Below are 19,442 nucleotides of genomic sequence, written 5' to 3'. Positions count from 1 at the left end.
TAATCAACGGGGCTTCTTTTCTATATGCTTAAAATCCTCTTTTTGTTAACGCTGTTTTTGATTGCCTCTCGATAACTGTGCCCGGGTAATGCAGTCTTGTGTAAGATGTTCTTGCGCCAAACTTTGTGGTCTTAGTTCCAGTCGTCATCAGTATCAGCATTAGCATCACCATCACCATCAGGATTCATTTTTTTTTTAAATTCCTCTATGATTGTGTTAAAGGAATCTGGTGCCTTGGCCTCGCTTTTTTTAGAGTTTGCAGCGGAGCGATCGCTTTTTTTGGCTTCAGGCACTTTTCTTAATTTTTGTAAGTTTTGTTCATTGCGAATTTCGTTTAAAAGTGCAACTCTTCCAGAATCTTGACCTTTAACTCCACTACTGGCTTGCGTGGTTTGACTTCCGGCTGATGGTGCTGGCTGTCGCGGAGGAGGAGGTGGTTTATGTCCACCATCTGTTTGGTCTTTAGCTCCACCACTTTTTGTGCTGTTGCCAGAAGGTAGTGGTGGCGGCGGTGGTGGTAATGGTTTGCTACCATCAGTTTGCCCTTTAGCACCACCGATTTTTGTGGTGTTGCCAGAAGGTAGTGGCGGCGGCGGTGGTGGTGTCGGTACTGATTTACTACCATCGGTTTGGCCTTTAACTCCACCACTTGTTCTGTTTTCAGAAGATGGTGGTTTTGGTGCCGGCCAGGTTGGGCGATTTGATGTTGGTAGTTTTGGGCGTTCTGGTGGTGTTTGTTCTTCGGGTCGTGGAGGTACTATTGGTGGTAGTTTATTTCCATTGGGTTGTATTTTAGCGTCACTGTTCTCTGTAGTGTTGCTGTTACTGGGTATCGGTGGTAATACTTTTTTGGCTTGTAAGGTCTGTGGCTTTTCAGTAGCTGATTCTTGATGCAGGCCTGAGGTAATGTTTGCGTCAATACTGTCTTGAGGTACTTCAGCATCACTTACTGCTGGAGCTTTGTTACTTGAGTCAGCAGAACTGCTACTCAAAGAGTGATTATTGCTTTCATCCATTTCAGCGTCGGGCTTGGCATCAACACCGATGTGGTCAGTTTTATTGGTTACTGGCTTTGCATGCAACATTCTCAGTTGTTTTGCTGTGTCAAGCTGTTGCGAAGTAACAGTGCCTTGCACTATTTTGGCTTGTCGACGATACCTCTTGGCATTTTTTGTCTCATCCTTCGTGTCTTTTTGATATGCATTTCTGGCCAGCTCACAGGCGGTATGCGCAACAACCAATTGATCATAGGCTTCTTTCTGATCAGAGTTTTCTATTACTGATCCTTGAACATGATTTTTGAGTGTTTTTATTTCCTTTTCAGGCAACCAGCCCTGTTCCTCAGACACAAGTTCTTTAAAGTGACTATCAATGCAAGCATGATTGAAGGATTGTAAAGCCAAATTAGAATTGGTATTTGTTGGATCCAGGCTTTGTAGGCTTTCCCATGGTTTGGTTAATTCTACTCCTCTATAAGCAGTCAGGAATGCTTCAGGATGTGTGATGGCTTCTGGTGTCAGATTCTGTTGGTCTTTAAAATATATTTCGACACTGGAATCAAATTGTTTCAGTCTGGAATTCAATGTTTCATACAGGCTTTTATATTCTTTTTGTAGACTTTTAAATTCATTAAATTTATTAACTTCTCTTTCTTCAATTTTTTGGATTGTAGCTTTTGTTGGTTTTCTTTTGCCTTCTAATAAATTTTCATTAACTGCCGTTGCTTTCGCCTCATTTTTTATGATTTGAGAGGCAGTTGTTAGTTTTTGATTAAGTCTTGTAATTATTTTGGGTATTATTTCACGTTGTTCTTCTAAATCTTTTATTTGTATATCTGTGCTTTTTTTGACTTTATTAACATACTTGTTATATTTTGTATCAGCTTCTTCCAAGAATGGATATATTATTGAATTTCTTACTTCTATAATTTGATCTGATAAATATTTATTCTCTTTCAGATTATTTCTTGTTTTGCACCAAGTCGCTACTTTTTCAACATCTTCGGAAAACATGTCGATCATAGTATCTCTTAGTGCTTTTCTATGCTCTTTGCATAAGTCATAACCAATCGTTTTGGCAGCCTTGTACAGACCTTTTACCACTTCACACTTTTGCTTGGTCAATTCAAGGGTTGGAGTATCTTCTTTACAAGGATCAATGCTTCTGAGGTGATTTGGCATTTTCTCAACAAGTATTGCCATTTGAGCATTAATTTTTTTAATTAGAGGGTCTGTTATTTTGGGTGGCAGGCGATGGTGATCGCCGAGTCTCTTTACTTCCTCGTATAATTGAAGGAGCTTTTCTCCCGAGTTGCAGGATTTGATTTCGTAAGAGAGATATCTCTTAACATCTGATTGAACAAGCTTCTGGAATTTTTTCTGGCTGATAAATTCGCAGTCATTTGGAATTTCGTTAGGAAGCATCAAAATACTATCAATATGATCCGATGTATTTTGAACTTCTTGTGTTAAAAGTTTGACCCGTCTGCTGGTCATGGATTCTTGGAACTTATGCATTTTTTGACTGCGAGCATATTTTTCTGGATTAATTCGCTCTATTTTAAGGTAATTCTCAATCTTTCGTCCCCACTTGGAAACCAGCTTCCCATGACTATCCAATATTTTACTGTCCTTGCCTGATTCAATTCCAACGTACCTTGCTGGTTTTTGGTCAGGTAATTTTATCTGGTTATAGGAGGGGGGTGATATGCGTTGACTGTCCATGTCTGTATCCACAAATTACAAGTTCATTTTTGAATAATAGCGCACCTTAACTGGATCAATATAAGGGCAGCTTTAAATCAAAATAATTTATTATCGAAAGGCTAAGAGTCATATTTTTGGCAGACTTTATTTGATAAATAACTAATTAAATCAGCAGGTATTTCAATTGAATTGAACAAATAAATGTGGGCTAACGTTGAAGATATATATACCAAGAGTTTAGCCATCATGGAAAACCAAATACAAATAACCATAACCTTTCTGATCTATTTTATTGCCATGCTGGGGGTTGGTTATATTGCCTGGCAGAGAACCCAGAACTCCTCTGACTATTTTCTTGGCGGACGCTCACTGGGGCCGTGGTCGGCGGCATTAAGCGCCGGTGCTTCTGATATGAGTGGGTGGCTATTATTGGGCCTGCCAGGGTATGCGTTTGCGGCTGGTTTTGAGGCGATCTGGCTGGGGCTGGGGCTATTGGGAGGAACCTGGTTGAACTGGCTTCTGGTGGCCCGTCGTTTAAGAATATACAGTGCGGTTGCGAATGACTCTTTGACGCTTCCCGAATTTTTTTCCAACCGTTTCTCCGATCTGAAGTATATTCTGCAACCGGTCAGTGCGGGTTTTATCCTGATTTTTTTTCTTTTTTACACCAGTTCAGGATTGGTAGCCGGTGGCAAACTCTTTGAATCTGTTTTTGGCTTCGACTACCAGCTGGCAGTGATTCTTGGCATGTTGAGTGTGGTCTCTTACACCCTGTTTGGTGGTTTCCTGGCGGTCTGCTGGACCGACCTGGTGCAAGGCCTGCTGATGTCGGCAGCACTGCTGATCGTTCCGGTGACCGTGCTGGAAGTCACCGGAGGTGCCGGGCAGGTGATGGCCGACATTAACCAACTGAACCCCCATCTGACCAGCATGTTCACTGATGTTCGGGGGGAAGCGCTTTCTGTGATTACGGTTTTGTCATTATTGAGCTGGGGGCTGGGGTACTTTGGCCAGCCACACATTATGGCGCGTTTTAAAGCGGTGCAGTCCAGTCATCAGCTAACCTTGGCACGGCGTATTGCGGTTTCATGGACTGGAATCTGTATGCTGGGTGCTTTGCTGGTTGGTTTAACCGGAATCATATATACCCAGCGGCAGGGATTGGTATTAGACGACCCGGAAGCTATTTTTATGCTGATGGTGAATACCCTCTTTCACCCGGTCATAGCCGGTATTCTCCTGGCCGCGATTCTGGCCGCTATTATGAGTACCGCAGATTCTCAGTTGCTGGTTTGTTCTACTGCGGTAGCAGAGGATTTTTATCGCAATATGCTGCGTCCCAATGCTACTCAGGCTGAGATGCTGTTGGTTGGCCGTATTGCCGTTGTCGCTATTGCGGTGCTGGCCACGGTGCTGGCACTCAACCCGGACAGTTCGGTGCTGGAGATGGTGTCTTATGCCTGGGCAGGGTTCGGTGCCGCCTTTGGTCCTGCGCTGCTGTTTTCCCTTTACTGGAAGCGGATGAATGGGTTGGGAGCCCTTGCCGGTATTGTTGTGGGAGGCGTAACTGTGGTGGTATGGCGTTCGCTCAGTGGGGGAATTTTTGAAGTTTACGAGATTATTCCCGGTTTTATCGCGGCGTCAGTGGCAATAGTGGTGTTTAGCCTGTTGGGAAAAGCACCTTCTGATGCGGAGTCCGAAACCTTTCAGGAGGTGCAGGCGCTTGTGAAATCACCATCCCCTGACAATAGACAAGCTGGTTGTTGATTAATTATGGCGCGGATAACGCCAGAAGTTAGGGCTGAAAGGCAGTGTCAGGGTGGTATCCACACCGGCAAGAGAAGCTTCCGGATGATATTTGCTCAGATGGTAGCGCACCCGCTGCTCCTGTTGTCTGGAAACATCCACCATAATCAGATGTTTGCCTTTTACCAGATCATCGTGGAATCGGGCCGTTTTGTAATTCTCGCGGGTGATCCCTGCCAATCCACCACTCCAGGCACCAAACATGGTAAAGACACCAGCGACCACCAGAAGGGCGGGTAGCGGGATCTCTATCCCGATTGGGTTCCACCACTCAATCACTGTGGCCGCCAGCAGGCCGACAACACCGCCAATGAGGGCTCCCAGTTCTCCGGAGTGAATGACATCGTTTTCCTGCAGCATATTGGCACTGTGAACCTGCTTGTGATACAGGCCAGCTTCGTTTCGGCTTAAAACATGGAGATGCCAGTTGGTGATGCCATCCCGGTGCAGGTCTTCAGTAATTTTGGTGACGCTGTCCAGAGAGCCGGTCAGGTAGTAAAGACGTTTCATGGTAAACTCCTGCTTTACTGCGCGCAGAATCTAAGAATAGAGTATAGATTATCCGGGAGGCTGCCTGAGAAGAGATCACCTCGCTGCTATTCTTGCCGGGGTGTTATTCCAGGCCTGCCAGAGGCCCACGTTGTTTTAGGTGAGTTGACGATGAAGCAAATAAAAGTTGCAGTCAGAAAGAAAGGATCCCGAAGCGCTCAGGAATTCAGTGAAGCAGATAATGAGCTGAAGCAGACTCTGGAGCGACTGGCAAAAAAGGGACTGAACCCTATGCAGATGTGCCAGAAGCTGATTGAACACGAGGTGAAGCATCCCGGCGGCGGGGACTGGACCTACGACCGGGTCGTTGAAGAGTGTGAGCGGTTGAAAGTGTGATGCCCCGGCAGCGGGTTGGCGAGGTTGCCTGAGCGCAACCTTACCATTTGCCGTTATTTTTTTGTGTCCTTCAGCAGGTTCTGGAAGCGGCGCAGCTTCTCTTCCTGAGTCAGCTGAGGGACTGTTTCCGACGGCTCCTGAATAAGCGGGCTGTAATCCAGCGTTGAAGCGTCCGCTGCTGTTTCCTGAGGTGTTGCGCGTTCCTGAAGCCAGGCATCCATCACATCAAGGGCCTCCAGCAACCCCTGATGTTCATCCGATACAGTCAGGTCCTCAGCATCCGCCAACTGATTTATTTTTTTTACCAGGTTACTGCGAATCTGGAGAATTCGTTCCTCCGAGATCTGCTCCCTGTTCTGTTCCAGCCATTGTCTGGCTGACTCTCCATTGGTGGCCATGGTGAATAGTTACCCGTGCTGATGAAACTGATCAAGGGTTCAGTTCTGCTGAAAGGCATGAATTTCAGCGTTGAAAAAAATGCAATGATAGAAAGTTACGTTGAAAAATTCATCTACTATTACCAACAGTCGGTTATACCCTTAGGGATGCTATGGCTTTTCTCGGTAAATACGATCCAGATACCGGTGGCCAATCTACGTACAATTTCGTTATCTTACGATGTCTTTTTTTAACGATCTTATTGGCAGGATGTCTTGACCAGTGTAATTCAGACTCAGTTGGCATTGATGGTGCAACAGTTGGAAAAGCTGTTATCTCAACCTGTGCCTGAAAAGCGGCTGGTCAGAATTGAGCTCCCTTTCCCGGCCATTCACCTACAGGGCTTTCTGGCGGCACAGGATGGCTGTGAAAAAGCATTCTGGAGAGACCGGGAAGGCGATCATGCTATCGCGGCGCTCGGTTACAGCTGGTCAGAAACATTATCCTGCCGACAGGACCTGGCTTGTGCATTTGCCAGTGCTCACAAAATCCTGAGCCATTTGCCGGCGCATAGGAGCAGTCACTGCCTCTGCTACCTCTCTTTTGCGGATGATGAAGCGTCAATCTGGCCTGCTTTTGGTTATGGCAGGGTCATCCTGCCACTGCTGGAACTGGTTCAGACTCGCAAGGGAACGGTGTTGGGTGTGAACCTCAGGTCTGACAATACTTTGGAATACCATGGCAGTATTCGCAAGGCTCTGGAGATTATCGCAGCACTCAACTACTGCCAGCAGTTACCCGAGGCTGACTTTACGTTTCAGCTCGCAGGTTACCAGCCTGATGCCAATGTCTGGAACCAACTGGTGGACAAGGCCCGGCAGGCGTTTGCATCGGGTGTGCTGGATAAGGTGGTGCTATCCCGGGAAACGTGTCTGAAACTTGAGGGGCATCTCTCCCCATTCTCATTGCTTTACGCATGGCAGCAGGCGAATCCGCATTCCTATCAGTTCCTGTTTCAGGGGCAGGGGCAAACGTTTTTTGGCTGCTCTCCGGAGCGACTGGTGAAGCGACTGGAAAATATTATTTCTACCGAGGCCCTGGCAGGTACCATTGTCCGCGGTCAGAACCTGCTTGAAGATGCTCAGCTGGAAAGCCTGCTGATGAGCGATGGTAAAAATATCCATGAAAACCGTCTGGTTCTGGATGATATCTGCCATAGGCTGCAACCCTTCTGCCAGTCCCTGGAAGCGGATCGCAGCCACTCGATTGTTAAACTGCGCCATATTCAGCATTTGCGTTACCAGATTCGTGGCGTACTGAACCACGACGTGAGTGATCAACAGTTACTGGACGTACTCCATCCGACCCCCGCAGTGGGGGGCGCTCCAAGAGAGGACGCATTCTCCTTTATTGCCGCCAACGAACCCTACGCTCGTGGCTTGTATGCCGGTGTGTGTGGGATTGTTGGTGTTCAAAAGAGTGATTTCAGTGTGGCTATTCGCAGCGCCCGTCTGGCTGATAATGCCCTGATGCTCTACTCCGGTGCGGGTATTGTGAAGGACTCTGTGGCCGACGAAGAGTGGTCCGAGCTGGGCAATAAAATTGCCACGGTACTGGATATTCTTGATCGTCAACAGACCGGTGATATCGCTGTATTGTCGGGTCAGGCAGGGCAACGTGTAGACAGTGACCATGATTATGCAGCGCTCTCTTCACGTACCTGCTGACAACCCTGAAAAGTTCAGAAGCGATGAAAGCAATGTAATACTTTCATTTGTTCTGGTTAGTCGGATACGATATTAAATTAATTATCAATCCCCAATTTCATGATCTGATCAATTAATTCTTGTGTTAAACAACCTGATGCAATTAATCCTGTAATAATTTTGTTTAGTGGTATTCCTTTGGCGCGACAAGCTTCAAAACTAAGTCCCAGCAGATTGTCATCATCCAGAACGACTTCAGGGAATTCCAACTGTAAGCTGAGGATATCAGCATTTGATCGGAAGGCATTCTTGATTTTTTCTTGAGGACAGCTGACTGCTAATAATAGATGTTCGATTTGTTCAATAATAAGTTCACTCTTGTTATCTTCCCTGGCAGCATAATAAGCTTGTTCAACGCTATCATCTCTCTCGTACAGAGCGAATTGCCAGGATTCCCACTCTTCTTTAATAAATGTTGTTGGGTTGTTGCTGGAAGTTTCAGAAGATTCGCCAAGTTCAGGGTTGGTTTCGTACAACCCTACCTGACACTGATAGTTGGTGTTTAACACAGAGATAAACTGACTCATAAGTTTTTTGTCGTTGTCAGCCAGGTTTCCGTGGGCCACAGATAATCTGGAGAACTCTGTTGCAAGCTGTGAGGCTGCCTGATTCTGGAGTGCATTAAAGGGATCCTGGTGACTCGTTGGCCTGGTGGCGGATGCACTGCGTGAAGCTGATTTCCCAGTATCAGGGATACCTTCGTTGTATATTCTATTGATAAGATTTTCCTGCACAAGTCCTCTTTTGATCGCAGTCTCAATAAAGGGCTTTGCTTCTACAAGACGGGTTTCAAGTATTGCTCTAAATTGAAAAGGGGTGTCATCTTTTAATACAATTGCAATGAGATGATCATTGAAATATTGTGGATCAATGGCTCGTAAAAAATCTGTCAAAAGATCAGTTCTATGATCAAAAGGTATATTTTTAACGATATCTTCAATAGCATCATATTGTTGGCTATCAACTAAATTGTTTTGCCATTCATTCCAGTCCCAGCGCTCTGGATCAGTAGGATTAGCCAGGTGATAAAGTCCGGGAGTTAACGTGAAGCGTGTTGACGATAACTCGTTCAACCGACTAATGGTTCTGGCAAATAATGATTTTCTGATATCGCTGATATTAACGGCATTAGTTTGCCGTTGTTCATTGATTTCTATAGATTTTTTAATAAAATTTTCGGCCAGTTTATTGATGTCATCAGTTTCCTTTAGTGAATTGCCCATTGATTCTTGATAAGTTAATGGTCTACCGGTAGCAGAAAAAGTTGTGTCCACAATAATACACCTCAAAAAATGTTTGACAGAACCTGCCTGTAGAGAATATAAGCAGCCGTTAAAGTAATGGTTTGATAAATAACCCTGTGGAATTAGAGTCTCATATTGAGGAAAAGTTCATAACCATATCAACAGCCCATGACTACCGGGCTGGAATCATCTTCGGCAGTTCAGGCCTTTTCTGATGAAAGGTCTGGAAATTCCCACCATCACTGGCTGCTCATGCGGTGAGTTAGTTCATGACAGTTAAAACCAACGACGCAAATATCAACGGCATCTGGTCTGCAGTGCTGATCGAAGAACTGTGGCGACTGGGTATCCGGCATTGCTGTATTGCCCCGGGATCCCGCTCAGCACCATTGACCTTTGCCGTAGCAGATCATCATGGTATGACCCGCCATATTCATTTCGATGAACGAGGGCTTGGTTTCTTCGCCCTGGGTCTGGCCAGGGCCACGGGAGAACCGGTGGCTTTGATCACTACTTCAGGCACTGCGGTTGCTAATCTCTACCCGGCGATTATCGAAGCTCACCAGTCGGGTATACCGCTGGTGGTTCTGACGGCTGATCGTCCTCCCGAGTTGATTGACTGCGGTGCAAATCAGGCCATTGATCAGCTGAATATCTTTGGTAACTACACCGGTGCGACGCTGAACTTGCCAACGCCGGACAGGTCCATCTCCCTCCGTTGGCTGCTGGGCAGTATTGATCAGGCGTATGCCCGCTCATCAGCGCTGGGGCTGCCTTTGCATATCAACTGCATGTTTCGGGAGCCGCTCTACCCCCATCAGGTGGAAGCAACGGTTTCTATTGAAAATGACGTCTATCTTGCCAGTATCCAACCATGGATGACCTCATTAACGCCTTATACTGAGTACTTTGTACCAGAGTTAACCCGGCTGCCCGATAGTGGTCGCTGGCAGCACTTTGCCGATGGTAAAGGCCTGATTGTGGTGGGGCGGGTGATGCCTGAGACTGACGTTAATATCATTGTGCAGTTATCCGAACGCCTGGGCTGGCCATTAATTGCCGATGTTCAATCACAGCTGCACGGTCACCGGAAAACCATTAGGCACGCTGACTTGTTACTGGCCAGTTCTGCCAGCGAAAGTCTGTTCAATAAGGTCGACCGAGTGCTACAGATTGGCGGTTACCTGACGTCGAAACGATTGGATCAGTTTATTGCCCGGCACCATTGGCAGGAATTCTGGATGCTTGACCCCGCTCCCAGAAGAGTCGATACAGGACAGCGGCAGAGTGTGCGCCTGGTGGGTGATATTGATTCAGTTTGTCGTCAACTGTTGCTCAACAGCGAAGCGATACAGGCTGACAGAGAATGGAGCAGACCATTTACAGCCCAGGCAGAAAAGCTTGGTGAATTGTTGAAAAGTCAACGACCAAACCAGCTTAATGAACAATGGCTTGGTGCTTCTCTGGGGGAACTGTTACCATCCGGAAGCCACTTATTTCTGGGTAACAGTCTGCCCATTCGCATGGTGGATATCTTCTCAACACACCATTTGCCCGGGGTTTATGCCAGCCGTGGCGTCAGTGGCATTGATGGGCTGATTGCTACTGCGGCAGGATGTGCTGCCGGACATCAGGGGCCAATGGTGTTATTGATCGGGGACATCTCTTTCCTCCATGACCTTAACTCCCTGCAATTGGCTGCACGGTGTAAAACGCCACTGGTTATTGTGCTGATCAATAACGACGGTGGTGGTATTTTCTATGTGACCACCAAAGGGTGTAGCAATGAGGTTGCCCATGTGACTAATGATTATTTTGTCACACCCCACGGTCTTACCGCAGAGCATGCGGCTGAGATGTTCAGAATTGATTACTCGGCACCGCAATCCATTGATGACTTTACCGCGCAGTTTCATAGAGCCTGCAGTCAGGCTGGCTGCTCCATTATTGAAGTCTTTACTGAATCTGGCCTTGGGGCAAAAAGTATTGAACAGGCCGTCGCTTTGGCGAAAACACTGTGAGCCTGTCTTACTACTGCGCTGGTGATGTTCATGCGCCAGTTCTGGTGTTACTGCATGGGTTTCTGGGCAGTGCAAACGACTGGGGCTCCCTGCTGGCAGCGCTGAAAGACGACTATTGCCTGATTGCTGTTGACCTGCCGGGCCACGGCTCAAGTCTGTGGCTGGAGGAAGATAAGCAGGGCGTTGGCTACTTCTGCTATCGCCTGGAACAGACGGTTCAAACCATTGAACAGGTGGAAGGCATCTGCCTGAAACGGTTCAACCTGCTGGGCTATTCACTGGGAGGACGTCTGGCCATGGCGTATACCACTGCTTTCCCCCAGCGAGTGGCGCAGCTGTTACTGGAAGGAGCGCATCCCGGGCTGGTCAGTGAGCAGGAAAGAAGCGAGCGTTATCGGTCAGATCTGCAATGGGCCAGACGCTTTACTGAAGAATCAGTGGCTGATGTGCTTTTGGACTGGTATAAACAGCCGGTTTTTTCTGACCTGGATGATAGCCAGATTGGCTCTTTGATTGCTGAGCGATCAAAAGGCAGTGGTTCGATTCTGGCTAATGCCTTGATGGCATTCAGTCTATCGAAGCAGCCAGACTATCGCCGGGCACTTTCCCGGCTCAAGGTTGATTGTCAGCTCAGCGCTGGTTCACCACTGTCCGTTCATTATTTTTATGGTGAAAATGATCACAAGTTCGGGCAGCTTGGACAGCATTTGCTGACAGAGAATGTGATACACAGTGTCCACCCGGTGACCGGGTGTGGACACAATGTTCATCGGGAGCAACCAGAGGCTATGGCCCGGTTGCTCAGAGAGCTCTTCTGAAGAGCTATAAGGAGTTGGATATGAGCAAGCAGCTGGATTCAGGTGTGATCTGGGAAAACCTCAGCGGTGATTATGAGGACATTCTCTATCACCGGGCAGAGGGTATGGCCAAAATTACCATTAACCGCCCGGAAAAGCGCAACGCCTTTCGCCCACAAAGCATTGTAGAAATCCAGAAAGCCCTGGAGTCGGCACGCTTTGATGAGTCGGTGGGTGTGGTGATTCTGACCGGTGCCGGAGATCTGGCTTTCTGTTCCGGTGGTGACCAGAGCGTTCGCGGCGATTCGGGCTACAAGGATGATAAAGGAACTCATCATCTGAATGTTCTCGATCTGCAACGTCAGATCAGAACCTGTCCAAAGCCGGTGATTGCCATGGTGGCCGGTTATGCCATCGGTGGTGGTCATGTCCTGCACCTGGTTTGTGATCTGACGATTGCGGCGGATAATGCCCGTTTTGGTCAGACCGGCCCGAAAGTGGGGTCATTTGATGGTGGTTTTGGTGCCAGCTATCTGGCACGTATCGTTGGTCAGAAAAAAGCCCGGGAAATCTGGTTCCTCTGTCGTCAGTACGATGCCAGACAGGCTGAAGATATGGGGCTGGTCAATACCGTTGTGCCTCTGGCAGAGCTGGAGCGGACAACCGTAGAATGGTGTCGTGAGATTTTGCAGCACTCTCCTCTGGCGCTTCGCTGCCTGAAATCCGCCATGAATGCCGACTGCGATGGTCAAACCGGTCTTCAGGAGCTGGCGGGTAATGCGACACTGCTTTTCTATATGAGCGCAGAGGCACAGGAAGGACGGGATGCTTTCCTGGAAAAACGTCAGCCGGATTTCAGTCGGTTTGGTCGTAATTCCTGAAGCATGAAAGACTGTAAGGCCGATATCCTGAGGTATCGGCTGCCTTTAAAGCAGCCGTTATGGCTGAAGCACACCTGCCTGAATAAGCGGGAAGGGCTGATTTTGCGTTTGCGTATCGGTGACCGATGGGGTTATGGCGACATAGCGCCACTGCCCGGGTTTAGCCGTGAGAGTCTTGCAGACGCGGAAGAACAACTTCAGGCTTTCTGTCGGGCCGTTAATGGTGGCAGGCCGTTATCTATCAACAGTGCTTTTCTCACTGATGTTCTGCATTTGCAGCCAGTACCGTCAGTGCTGTTTGGTATTGAGTCGGCTCTTTGGTGGTTGCAACAGGATCATTGGTTTGACCCGCCAGCAACCGGACCACTTTTGCTGGGTAGCACCGAGGATATCCTCCGCCGACTTGCACTGTGGCAGGGAAACTGGCCGACCGAGTTCAAGTTGAAAATAGGCCGAGACTCAATAGAAGACGACTGTGTCAGAATTAACCAGGTTCTGCAGGCTTTGCCAACGTCCGTCAGCATCAAGCTGGATGCCAATCAGCAATGGACATTGGATCAAGCCATCAGGGTCGCTGCCTCTATTGATGTCGAGCGAATTGCTTATGTTGAAGAGCCGACCGCGCATGTGGCCGAATTCTCACAACTCTACGAGCAGACCGGGCTTCGCTTTGCCCTGGATGAAACGGTCCAGCACCCAAAATACCATCTAAAACCCATGCAGGGTCTGGTGGCCATTGTGATCAAGCCGACGCTGGTGGGTGGTTTGGCCCGTTGCCGACAGCTGGTGACAGCCGGCAAAAGCGTTGGTGTCAGGACTGTTTTCAGCTCTTCTTATGAGTCGTCTATTGGATTGCACATACTGGAGCAGCTCAGCGCTCAGTGGACACCGGAAGAACGACCTGGTCTGGACACTTTATCGGCTTTTACCGACAGCCTGACCTCTGCAAGGATTTTTGCCGGTCAGCCGGTTGCCATTAACCCCGCTTTTTTTCAGTAATACAGAGCTGAACAGAAGCATAGCAGAACGCCGTTGATGAAAACGATCTTCCCCGAATTGCAATACTGTCCCCTGCGTTATCGAGCCATTCATCAGTCCTCCTGTACAGCGATTCAGCTGGAGGAGGGCGGAGTCACGTTTCGGCAGCTGGATGCGTGGGTGGATGAGTGTTGTCGTATATACCGGGATAAGGGCATGAGAGCGGGCCGCCGTCTTCTTTTTGTCACCCATAAACCATTGGACACTGTGGTGGTTGCCCTGGCCTGTCTTCGTTCCCAATGGGTTTTCTGCCCGGTAAACCCGGCGTTTCCGGAAGCGCAAATGTCGGGATATCGTGATCGTATTGGCGCTGCACAGGTGGCAGACAGTGCAGGTATCGATTTTCATCGACGGATTGCTCTCATGCGGCCACTACCGGAGAGCAGACTTCAGCCCATTAAGATTCATGCTGAAGCCGTTTATGACCTGATCGCCACCTCTGGAACAACGGGCATTCCAAAGGCGGTAGCGCACAGTTATAAAAATCATTATTTTAGCGCCCTGGGCTCAATGCATACCTTGCCATTAACCTATGGTGATACCTGGCTGCTATCCTTGCCGCTGTTTCATGTGGGCGGATTGGCCATTGTTATGCGCTGCCTGCTGGCTGGTACCACAATGGTGCTGTTTGAACGTCGGTTGTCGTTGGATGACATGCTGACCAGACAGCGGTTGACCCATCTTTCCCTGGTGAATACCCAATTATTCAGGCTGCTGCAGTCCGGGCTATCACTCTATGATTTGGGTGTGCGTTATATTCTGCTGGGTGGCGGCGTTGCTTCCCCAAGGCTGGTGGAGGCGGTAAAAGCAGAGGGGGTCACTGTTCTGACCACCTATGGTCTGACCGAGATGGCCTCCCAGGTGTGTACCGGAGAGCCTCTGTTTACCGGTAGTGGTGTTACTTCCGGAGCGGTATTGCCATGGCGTGAGGTTCGTTTAACAGAGGAAGGTGAGATTCAGGTGCGTGGCGACACTCTGGCCAAAGGCTATTTTCAGCAGGGCGAGGTGACGCCATTTCCGGGTACCCGTGGCTGGTTTAATACCGGTGACAAAGGGCGTTGGCACGGCGACCAGTTACAGGTCTTTGGTCGTATGGATAATATGTTGATCTCAGGGGGAGAGAATATTCATCCTGAAGAGATTGAGCAGGCTTTGCTGACCTTCCCGGAGATTGTCCAGGCGGTGGTCGTTGCCATGACGGATCCTGAATATGGCCAGCGCCCTGTGGCTTATGTTCAGACGGTGGACGGTACCCTGAATGAACCATTTACAAAAGAGAGGCTGGCAGGCAAGATAGCTAAATTCAAAGTGCCGGTACATATTCGTTTATTTCCTGAGCAGGTAGCGGAATCAGGGATCAAGATTAATCGCCGCTTTTTTCAGGCACTTTTGGAATAATACGACGATACAGGCAGATTTCTGCCAACAATGTACTAGACTAGGTTCAACAAACTTAGCCAAACCAAATTGCAGGGTGCAATTGGTTTGAATTTAGCAGTCAGACGTTGAAGTTAGAATAATATGAAAAATAACCCTATTAGCTACAACGCTTCCAGCATCCCGGCCTCTTTTGATGAGACGCTGCCCCATAATTCACCGGTCAGGGCTTTTCTTGCTGTAAAACTTCCTCTTGAACTTGCTGCAACGCTGCATAAGAAAGCCATTCATCGAGCCGGTGAAGGACATGATCACGACTTGCGCTGGGTAGCTCCCCAGCAGCAGCACATTACCCTTAAATTCCTGGGCAATAGCTCCCCCCGACAGTTACAGCAGTTAATCAGCAATCTTGAAAATGATCTGGCGGACTACCATACCTTTGACAGTATGACCGGTTGTTTTCGTTTCTTTCCAAATGGCCGAAACCCCCGGGTGCTGGCCCTGGAGATGCATTCAGGACAGGAGTTAAAACGGCTTGCTGATATCTGTGAGCAGGCAGCAGTGCAGTCAGGCTTCAGTGCTGAAACCCGGAATTTTCGCCCCCACGTAACCCTGGGGCGGTTTAAACGACCAAGGTATGTCACCCATAGTCAGTATTTTAACCTTCCCAGCTTCCGGGTGACGGTGGGTGAGGTGGTATTACTGGAAAGTGAGAACACTGCAATGGGAACGCGATATAAATCTCTCCATGCTTTTCCGTTGTTGCCTCTTGCTATTAGCGCATGAAAACACTGATGAGTAGATGGTTGCCTGGTACATGGCTTCAATGAGTTTGACGTATACAATCTCCGTTCACCCTGAGCGCCCTTCGGCTCCGCTCAGGATGCACGGACGAAGGGTGCTTGGCACGATCTCAGAGTCCTGAGTTTCCGCCCTTCGACAAGCTCAGGACGAACGGAGTTCGGAGGCATGACAACCCGCCAAACTCATTGAAACCATGTGCTAGGTGTTGATACTTGTTTTTCTGGCTATTTCTTGATAAGTATCAAGTCGGTTTTTTGTTCAGCGTGCTATGCTGCGCAAAAACTACTGGATAATTCTCTATGGAATTGGTGTGTCCTGCCGGTAACCTTCCTTCCCTGAAAGCCGCTGTCGATAATGGTGCTGATGCCGTATACATCGGCTTTCGTGATGAAACCAATGCCCGGCATTTTGCCGGTCTGAATTTTTCTGATCAGCGGGCCATGAAGGCACTGGACTACGTTGATAAAAATCCCCGTGGAAAAAAGGTGCGGCTTTTTGTTGCGGTAAACACCTATGCCCAGCCGACCAACTGGCACCGCTGGAAAAAAGCAGTGGATATGTGTGCCGACTTCGGTGTCGATGCCCTGATTGCTGCTGATATCAGTGTGCTGGACTATGCCAGCAAGCGATACCCCGATCTTAATCTTCATCTTTCCGTTCAGGCTTCAGCCACTAACCAGGCCAGCCTGTCTTTTTATCATGATCATTTTGGTATCAAGCGCGCAGTACTGCCCAGGGTGCTGTCGTTAAAACAGGTTGAGCGACTGGCTCAGAAAAGCCCGGTGGAACTGGAAGTATTTGCCTTTGGCAGTCTTTGTATTATGGCTGAAGGGCGCTGCATTCTCTCTTCTTATGTGACAGGGGAATCGCCCAATACTGCCGGTGCCTGTTCTCCCGCATCCGCTGTGCGCTGGCAGACCACGGCCAATGGGATGGAAACCCGACTGGGAGGTTTGTTGATCGACCGTTTTGATCACCATGAGCAGGCCGGTTATCCAACCCTCTGCAAGGGGCGCTTTACCGTGAATGATCAGGTCAGTCATGCCCTTGAAGAGCCTACCAGCCTCAATACCCTGGATTTGATCCCTCAGCTGTATCAGTCTGGCATCAGTGCGGTGAAAATTGAGGGCCGCCAGCGAAGCCCCGCCTATGTTGCCGAAGTGGTGAGAATCTGGCGGGAAGCGCTGGACCATTACCAGGCCAATCCGGATCGTTTTACCACCAATGAACGCTGGATGGCTGGCCTTTCCCGTTTGTCTGAAGGTAGCCAGACTACACTGGGTGCCTATAACCGTCCCTGGCAGTGATGTTGGCTGCTTGGCTGTTTCTTTTGATTTAAACCACAAAGACACGAAGCCACAAAGGTTTTTACCTGCTTTGCTTTGTGGCTGATAGATCGCGTTTACGGGTAACGCCCGGCGCAGACAGGGAATAAACTATGCAAATTACCCTTGGCCCACTACTGTTCTTCTGGCCTAAACAAGACGTTATGGCGTTTTACAAGAAAGTAGCCGAGTCCGCCTTTGAACGAGTCTACCTGGGAGAAGTCGTCTGTTCGAAAAGACGTGAGCTGAAGCTGGATGACTGGTTAGCCATTGCCAGGTTATTGCAGTCTAAAGGCAAAGAAGTCGTTCTATCGACACTGACGCTGATTGAAGCTGAGTCTGAACTGGCTCAGGTGAGCAAGGTCTGTGAGAACGGAGACTTTACTGTAGAAGCCAACGATATGGCCGCTGTCCACTATCTATCAAAAGCGGGCGTCCCTTTTATTACCGGTCCTTCGGTGAATCTGTACAGTGCTGAAGCATTGCAGGTTCTGCATGGTACCGGTTTAAAACGCTGGGTTTTGCCGGTTGAACTCTCTTTTGAGCACCTTAAGTTGATTATGGGGCGCTTGCCAGAGCTGGGCATTGATGATCTGGAAACCGAGGTATTCAGCTATGGCTACCTGCCACTGGCCTACTCGGCCCGCTGTTTTACCGCCCGAACCCATGAGCTGAGCAAAGACAGCTGCGAGTTCAGCTGTATTAAGTCATCAGCAGGTATTCCCCTGGCGACCCGGGAAGGTGATGCGCTGTTTACCATCAACGGTATTCAGACACTGTCTGGCAGTTGTCATAATATTCTGGATCAGTGGCAAGTGATGGCCAGTGCCGGAGTGAAGGCCATGCGTCTTTCCGGGCATTCGGAAGATATTCTGAAAGTGGCTGATGAACTGGCGCAGGCAATGGCGTTGGGGAGTAAGGTCATGACTTCGGACATTCAACAATGTAATGGCTATTGGTCAGGAAAGCCCGGCATAACCCATTGAGTAACAGGGAGCAATGATAGAACCCCCATTAAAGTCTGCTCAGTAGCGGGCACTGAACGCCTGAGGTAAATGCTCAATGATACGCTGATCACGGGTAATCAACGGGCAATCGCAAAAAATGGCATCAGCGGCAATCAGTCGGTCAAAAACGTCCTGAGTCCAGTGAATACCCATAGCCGATTGCACCAGTCCTGCGGTGGGCGTTTTTGAACAAACCATGCCCACATCACCATACAAATCCGCCACTATCTCGGCAGGGGTATAGGCAATCCGGCCAATCTCATGCAAATACTGAAGCTCCAGCCTGGCCAGTTCCGGCAAAACAATATCATGATGTTCAAGCTGCTCCTGAGCCTGCGGGGAAACCTTGCCCAAATCACCACTGTGCAGAAAGACCGCAATATGCGTATCAATCAAAACCATTATCTGGCTCCCACTGGTGGGTGATCGCTTCCTCAAGACCTTCTGCCGTATCAGGACCATCAGGCAGCAAGGTGTTGCGGACCTTAAGATTTCCAAGTTTTGATGAAGCTCTGGTGACAACATCCAGTTTTAGCAGAGTTCCCCCCCGTTCAATGGTTAATGGCTTACCACTGGCGATCACTTCATCGACAAGCTGATAGATATTCTTGCGAAGCTGAGTCAGGGTTACGCTCTGGCTAGTCTGTTCTGGTTCCTGCTGCGTAGACATAACACAAAATCCTGAGGGTGTGTACGCTTGTAAATATAGGACGTACATCTCATAAACGCAAGATGACAGTTTTTTTGGGCTTGCCTTAGAAGCGCAGGAGCTGTTGCCGCATAGGGTAAATCTCGGGCAGCTTCCCGGAACCATGCCGACATCACCGCATTGATAAAAGTTAACAATATTGCTAACCTGTGTTTATGAAACAAACGACGTGGCAAATCCACTTCTACAGTGACCGGGTTGCTAAGGACATGGGTAAACTGCCTTTTGCATGTTTTCCAGAAAAAAACTCAAAAGACGCCAAAAAGAGAGTTAGAGCTTGGCTATCAGCGAATGAGGGAGGTACAGCGTGGCAAACTCAAGTTATAAAGCGTTTCGGGATAAAATGCTTGAACGTGATGATGTCCAAGCCGCCATGGCCGAAAAGGCAGAGTTCTTCGCGCTTCGGCGCGAACTGATCCGCATGCGGCAGGAGGCAGGGATGACCCAGGAAGAAATTGCCCGGGTAATAGGCACCCAGAAAACCAGCATCTGCCGTCTTGAAAGTGCCAACAGTAAAACCTTGCCCAGCCTGGGCATGTTGAAAAAATACGCCGAAGCGACCGGGCACAAACTGAACATCACCTTCTCACCCGTCTGAAACTATAGCCGACAGAATAAATGACCGGCAGGTGTCAAGAATCAGGGCTTGACTCCGCTTTTCTCGGTTTTCTCTGCAAAAAAAAGCCTCCCGAAAAGGGA

19 protein-coding genes are annotated in these 19,442 nt (G+C 48.7%); 13 read left to right on the top strand and 6 right to left on the bottom strand.

What is annotated here, in order from left to right; all coding sequences use genetic code 11:
• Nucleotides 1-131 precede the first annotated feature (131 nt).
• Entirely contained in the window at nt 132-2,723 is a 2,592-nt protein-coding gene (locus tag ACO6V1_RS06960; RefSeq protein WP_422466304.1) for a hypothetical protein, read from the bottom strand.
• A 228-nt stretch (nt 2,724-2,951) separates the two neighbouring features.
• Between ACO6V1_RS06960 and putP the strand changes: the two genes are divergently transcribed.
• Nucleotides 2,952-4,472: a sodium/proline symporter PutP gene (gene putP / locus ACO6V1_RS06955; RefSeq protein ID WP_422445920.1), complete on the top strand. Its 1,521-nt coding sequence runs from the start codon at nt 2,952-2,954 to the stop codon at nt 4,470-4,472.
• On the opposite strand, the gene ACO6V1_RS06950 is transcribed toward putP, so the two are convergent.
• Nucleotides 4,473-5,021 carry a hypothetical protein gene (locus tag ACO6V1_RS06950; RefSeq protein WP_209203948.1) on the bottom strand — a complete coding sequence of 183 codons (549 nt, stop codon included), beginning with the start codon at nt 5,019-5,021 and terminating at the stop codon, nt 4,473-4,475. It lies immediately after the preceding gene.
• A gap of 150 nt (nt 5,022-5,171) precedes the next feature.
• On the opposite strand from ACO6V1_RS06950, the gene ACO6V1_RS06945 reads away from it, so the two are divergent.
• On the top strand, nt 5,172-5,396 hold the full coding sequence (locus ACO6V1_RS06945) for a hypothetical protein (RefSeq protein WP_101749297.1): 225 nt from the start codon (nt 5,172-5,174) through the stop codon (nt 5,394-5,396).
• Nucleotides 5,397-5,449: 53 nt separating this feature from the next.
• Here the strand turns inward: ACO6V1_RS06945 and ACO6V1_RS06940 are convergent, their stop codons facing one another.
• Nucleotides 5,450-5,794, bottom strand: a complete 345-nt coding sequence (locus ACO6V1_RS06940) for a hypothetical protein (protein ID WP_422445917.1) — start codon at nt 5,792-5,794, stop codon at nt 5,450-5,452.
• A gap of 255 nt (nt 5,795-6,049) precedes the next feature.
• On the opposite strand from ACO6V1_RS06940, the gene ACO6V1_RS06935 reads away from it, so the two are divergent.
• Nucleotides 6,050-7,501 (top strand): isochorismate synthase, encoded by a 1,452-nt coding sequence (locus tag ACO6V1_RS06935; RefSeq protein ID WP_422466302.1) that lies wholly within the window; start codon nt 6,050-6,052, stop codon nt 7,499-7,501.
• Between the two features lie 77 nt (nt 7,502-7,578).
• On the opposite strand, the gene ACO6V1_RS06930 is transcribed toward ACO6V1_RS06935, so the two are convergent.
• Entirely contained in the window at nt 7,579-8,814 is a 1,236-nt protein-coding gene (locus tag ACO6V1_RS06930; protein ID WP_422461713.1) for a hypothetical protein, read from the bottom strand.
• 239 nt (nt 8,815-9,053) lie between these two features.
• On the opposite strand from ACO6V1_RS06930, the gene menD reads away from it, so the two are divergent.
• The 8 genes from menD to ACO6V1_RS06890 all read left to right on the top strand — a co-directional run bounded on the left by menD (nt 9,054) and on the right by ACO6V1_RS06890 (nt 18,013).
• Nucleotides 9,054-10,805 carry a 2-succinyl-5-enolpyruvyl-6-hydroxy-3-cyclohexene-1-carboxylic-acid synthase gene (gene menD / locus ACO6V1_RS06925; protein WP_422466300.1) on the top strand — a complete coding sequence of 584 codons (1,752 nt, stop codon included), beginning with the start codon at nt 9,054-9,056 and terminating at the stop codon, nt 10,803-10,805.
• Entirely contained in the window at nt 10,802-11,623 is an 822-nt protein-coding gene (menH, locus tag ACO6V1_RS06920) for a 2-succinyl-6-hydroxy-2,4-cyclohexadiene-1-carboxylate synthase (protein WP_422466298.1), read from the top strand. Before menD ends, menH begins: the two co-directional genes overlap by 4 nt.
• 20 nt (nt 11,624-11,643) lie before the next feature.
• On the top strand, nt 11,644-12,483 hold the full coding sequence (gene menB / locus ACO6V1_RS06915) for a 1,4-dihydroxy-2-naphthoyl-CoA synthase (RefSeq protein WP_422466296.1): 840 nt from the start codon (nt 11,644-11,646) through the stop codon (nt 12,481-12,483).
• A 3-nt stretch (nt 12,484-12,486) separates the two neighbouring features.
• Complete coding sequence (menC, locus tag ACO6V1_RS06910; RefSeq protein WP_422466294.1) at nt 12,487-13,482, top strand: o-succinylbenzoate synthase; 996 nt, start codon at nt 12,487-12,489, stop codon at nt 13,480-13,482.
• A 36-nt stretch (nt 13,483-13,518) separates the two neighbouring features.
• On the top strand, nt 13,519-14,919 hold the full coding sequence (menE, locus tag ACO6V1_RS06905; RefSeq protein WP_422466292.1) for an o-succinylbenzoate--CoA ligase: 1,401 nt from the start codon (nt 13,519-13,521) through the stop codon (nt 14,917-14,919).
• Nucleotides 14,920-15,042: 123 nt separating this feature from the next.
• Nucleotides 15,043-15,684 (top strand): RNA 2',3'-cyclic phosphodiesterase, encoded by a 642-nt coding sequence (gene thpR, locus ACO6V1_RS06900; protein ID WP_422466290.1) that lies wholly within the window; start codon nt 15,043-15,045, stop codon nt 15,682-15,684.
• A 317-nt stretch (nt 15,685-16,001) separates the two neighbouring features.
• Nucleotides 16,002-17,009 (top strand): ubiquinone anaerobic biosynthesis protein UbiU, encoded by a 1,008-nt coding sequence (gene ubiU / locus ACO6V1_RS06895; protein WP_422466288.1) that lies wholly within the window; start codon nt 16,002-16,004, stop codon nt 17,007-17,009.
• 131 nt (nt 17,010-17,140) lie between these two features.
• Complete coding sequence (locus ACO6V1_RS06890) at nt 17,141-18,013, top strand: U32 family peptidase (protein WP_422466286.1); 873 nt, start codon at nt 17,141-17,143, stop codon at nt 18,011-18,013.
• Nucleotides 18,014-18,052: 39 nt separating this feature from the next.
• On the opposite strand, the gene ACO6V1_RS06885 is transcribed toward ACO6V1_RS06890, so the two are convergent.
• Both ACO6V1_RS06885 and ACO6V1_RS06880 read right to left on the bottom strand, forming a co-directional pair.
• Nucleotides 18,053-18,436, bottom strand: coding sequence for a type II toxin-antitoxin system VapC family toxin (locus ACO6V1_RS06885; protein WP_422466285.1), 384 nt, complete (start codon nt 18,434-18,436; stop codon nt 18,053-18,055).
• The gene (locus tag ACO6V1_RS06880) at nt 18,423-18,704 is read right to left on the bottom strand and encodes a hypothetical protein (protein ID WP_422466283.1); all 282 of its coding nucleotides are present in this window, start codon (nt 18,702-18,704) and stop codon (nt 18,423-18,425) included. Before ACO6V1_RS06880 ends, ACO6V1_RS06885 begins: the two co-directional genes overlap by 14 nt.
• Before the next feature lie 228 nt (nt 18,705-18,932).
• On the opposite strand from ACO6V1_RS06880, the gene ACO6V1_RS06875 reads away from it, so the two are divergent.
• Nucleotides 18,933-19,070, top strand: coding sequence for a type II toxin-antitoxin system RelE/ParE family toxin (locus tag ACO6V1_RS06875; protein ID WP_422445891.1), 138 nt, complete (start codon nt 18,933-18,935; stop codon nt 19,068-19,070).
• Nucleotides 19,051-19,341 (top strand): helix-turn-helix domain-containing protein, encoded by a 291-nt coding sequence (locus ACO6V1_RS06870; protein ID WP_422466281.1) that lies wholly within the window; start codon nt 19,051-19,053, stop codon nt 19,339-19,341. The genes ACO6V1_RS06875 and ACO6V1_RS06870 overlap by 20 nt, the downstream gene beginning before the upstream one ends.
• Nucleotides 19,342-19,442 lie beyond the last annotated feature (101 nt).

The organism is Endozoicomonas sp. ALC013, from assembly GCF_049310205.1.
GTDB lineage: Bacteria > Pseudomonadota > Gammaproteobacteria > Pseudomonadales > Endozoicomonadaceae > Endozoicomonas.
Note: the sequence above shows the minus strand (reverse complement) of the source record. Positions and strands in the feature narration are given on the sequence as shown.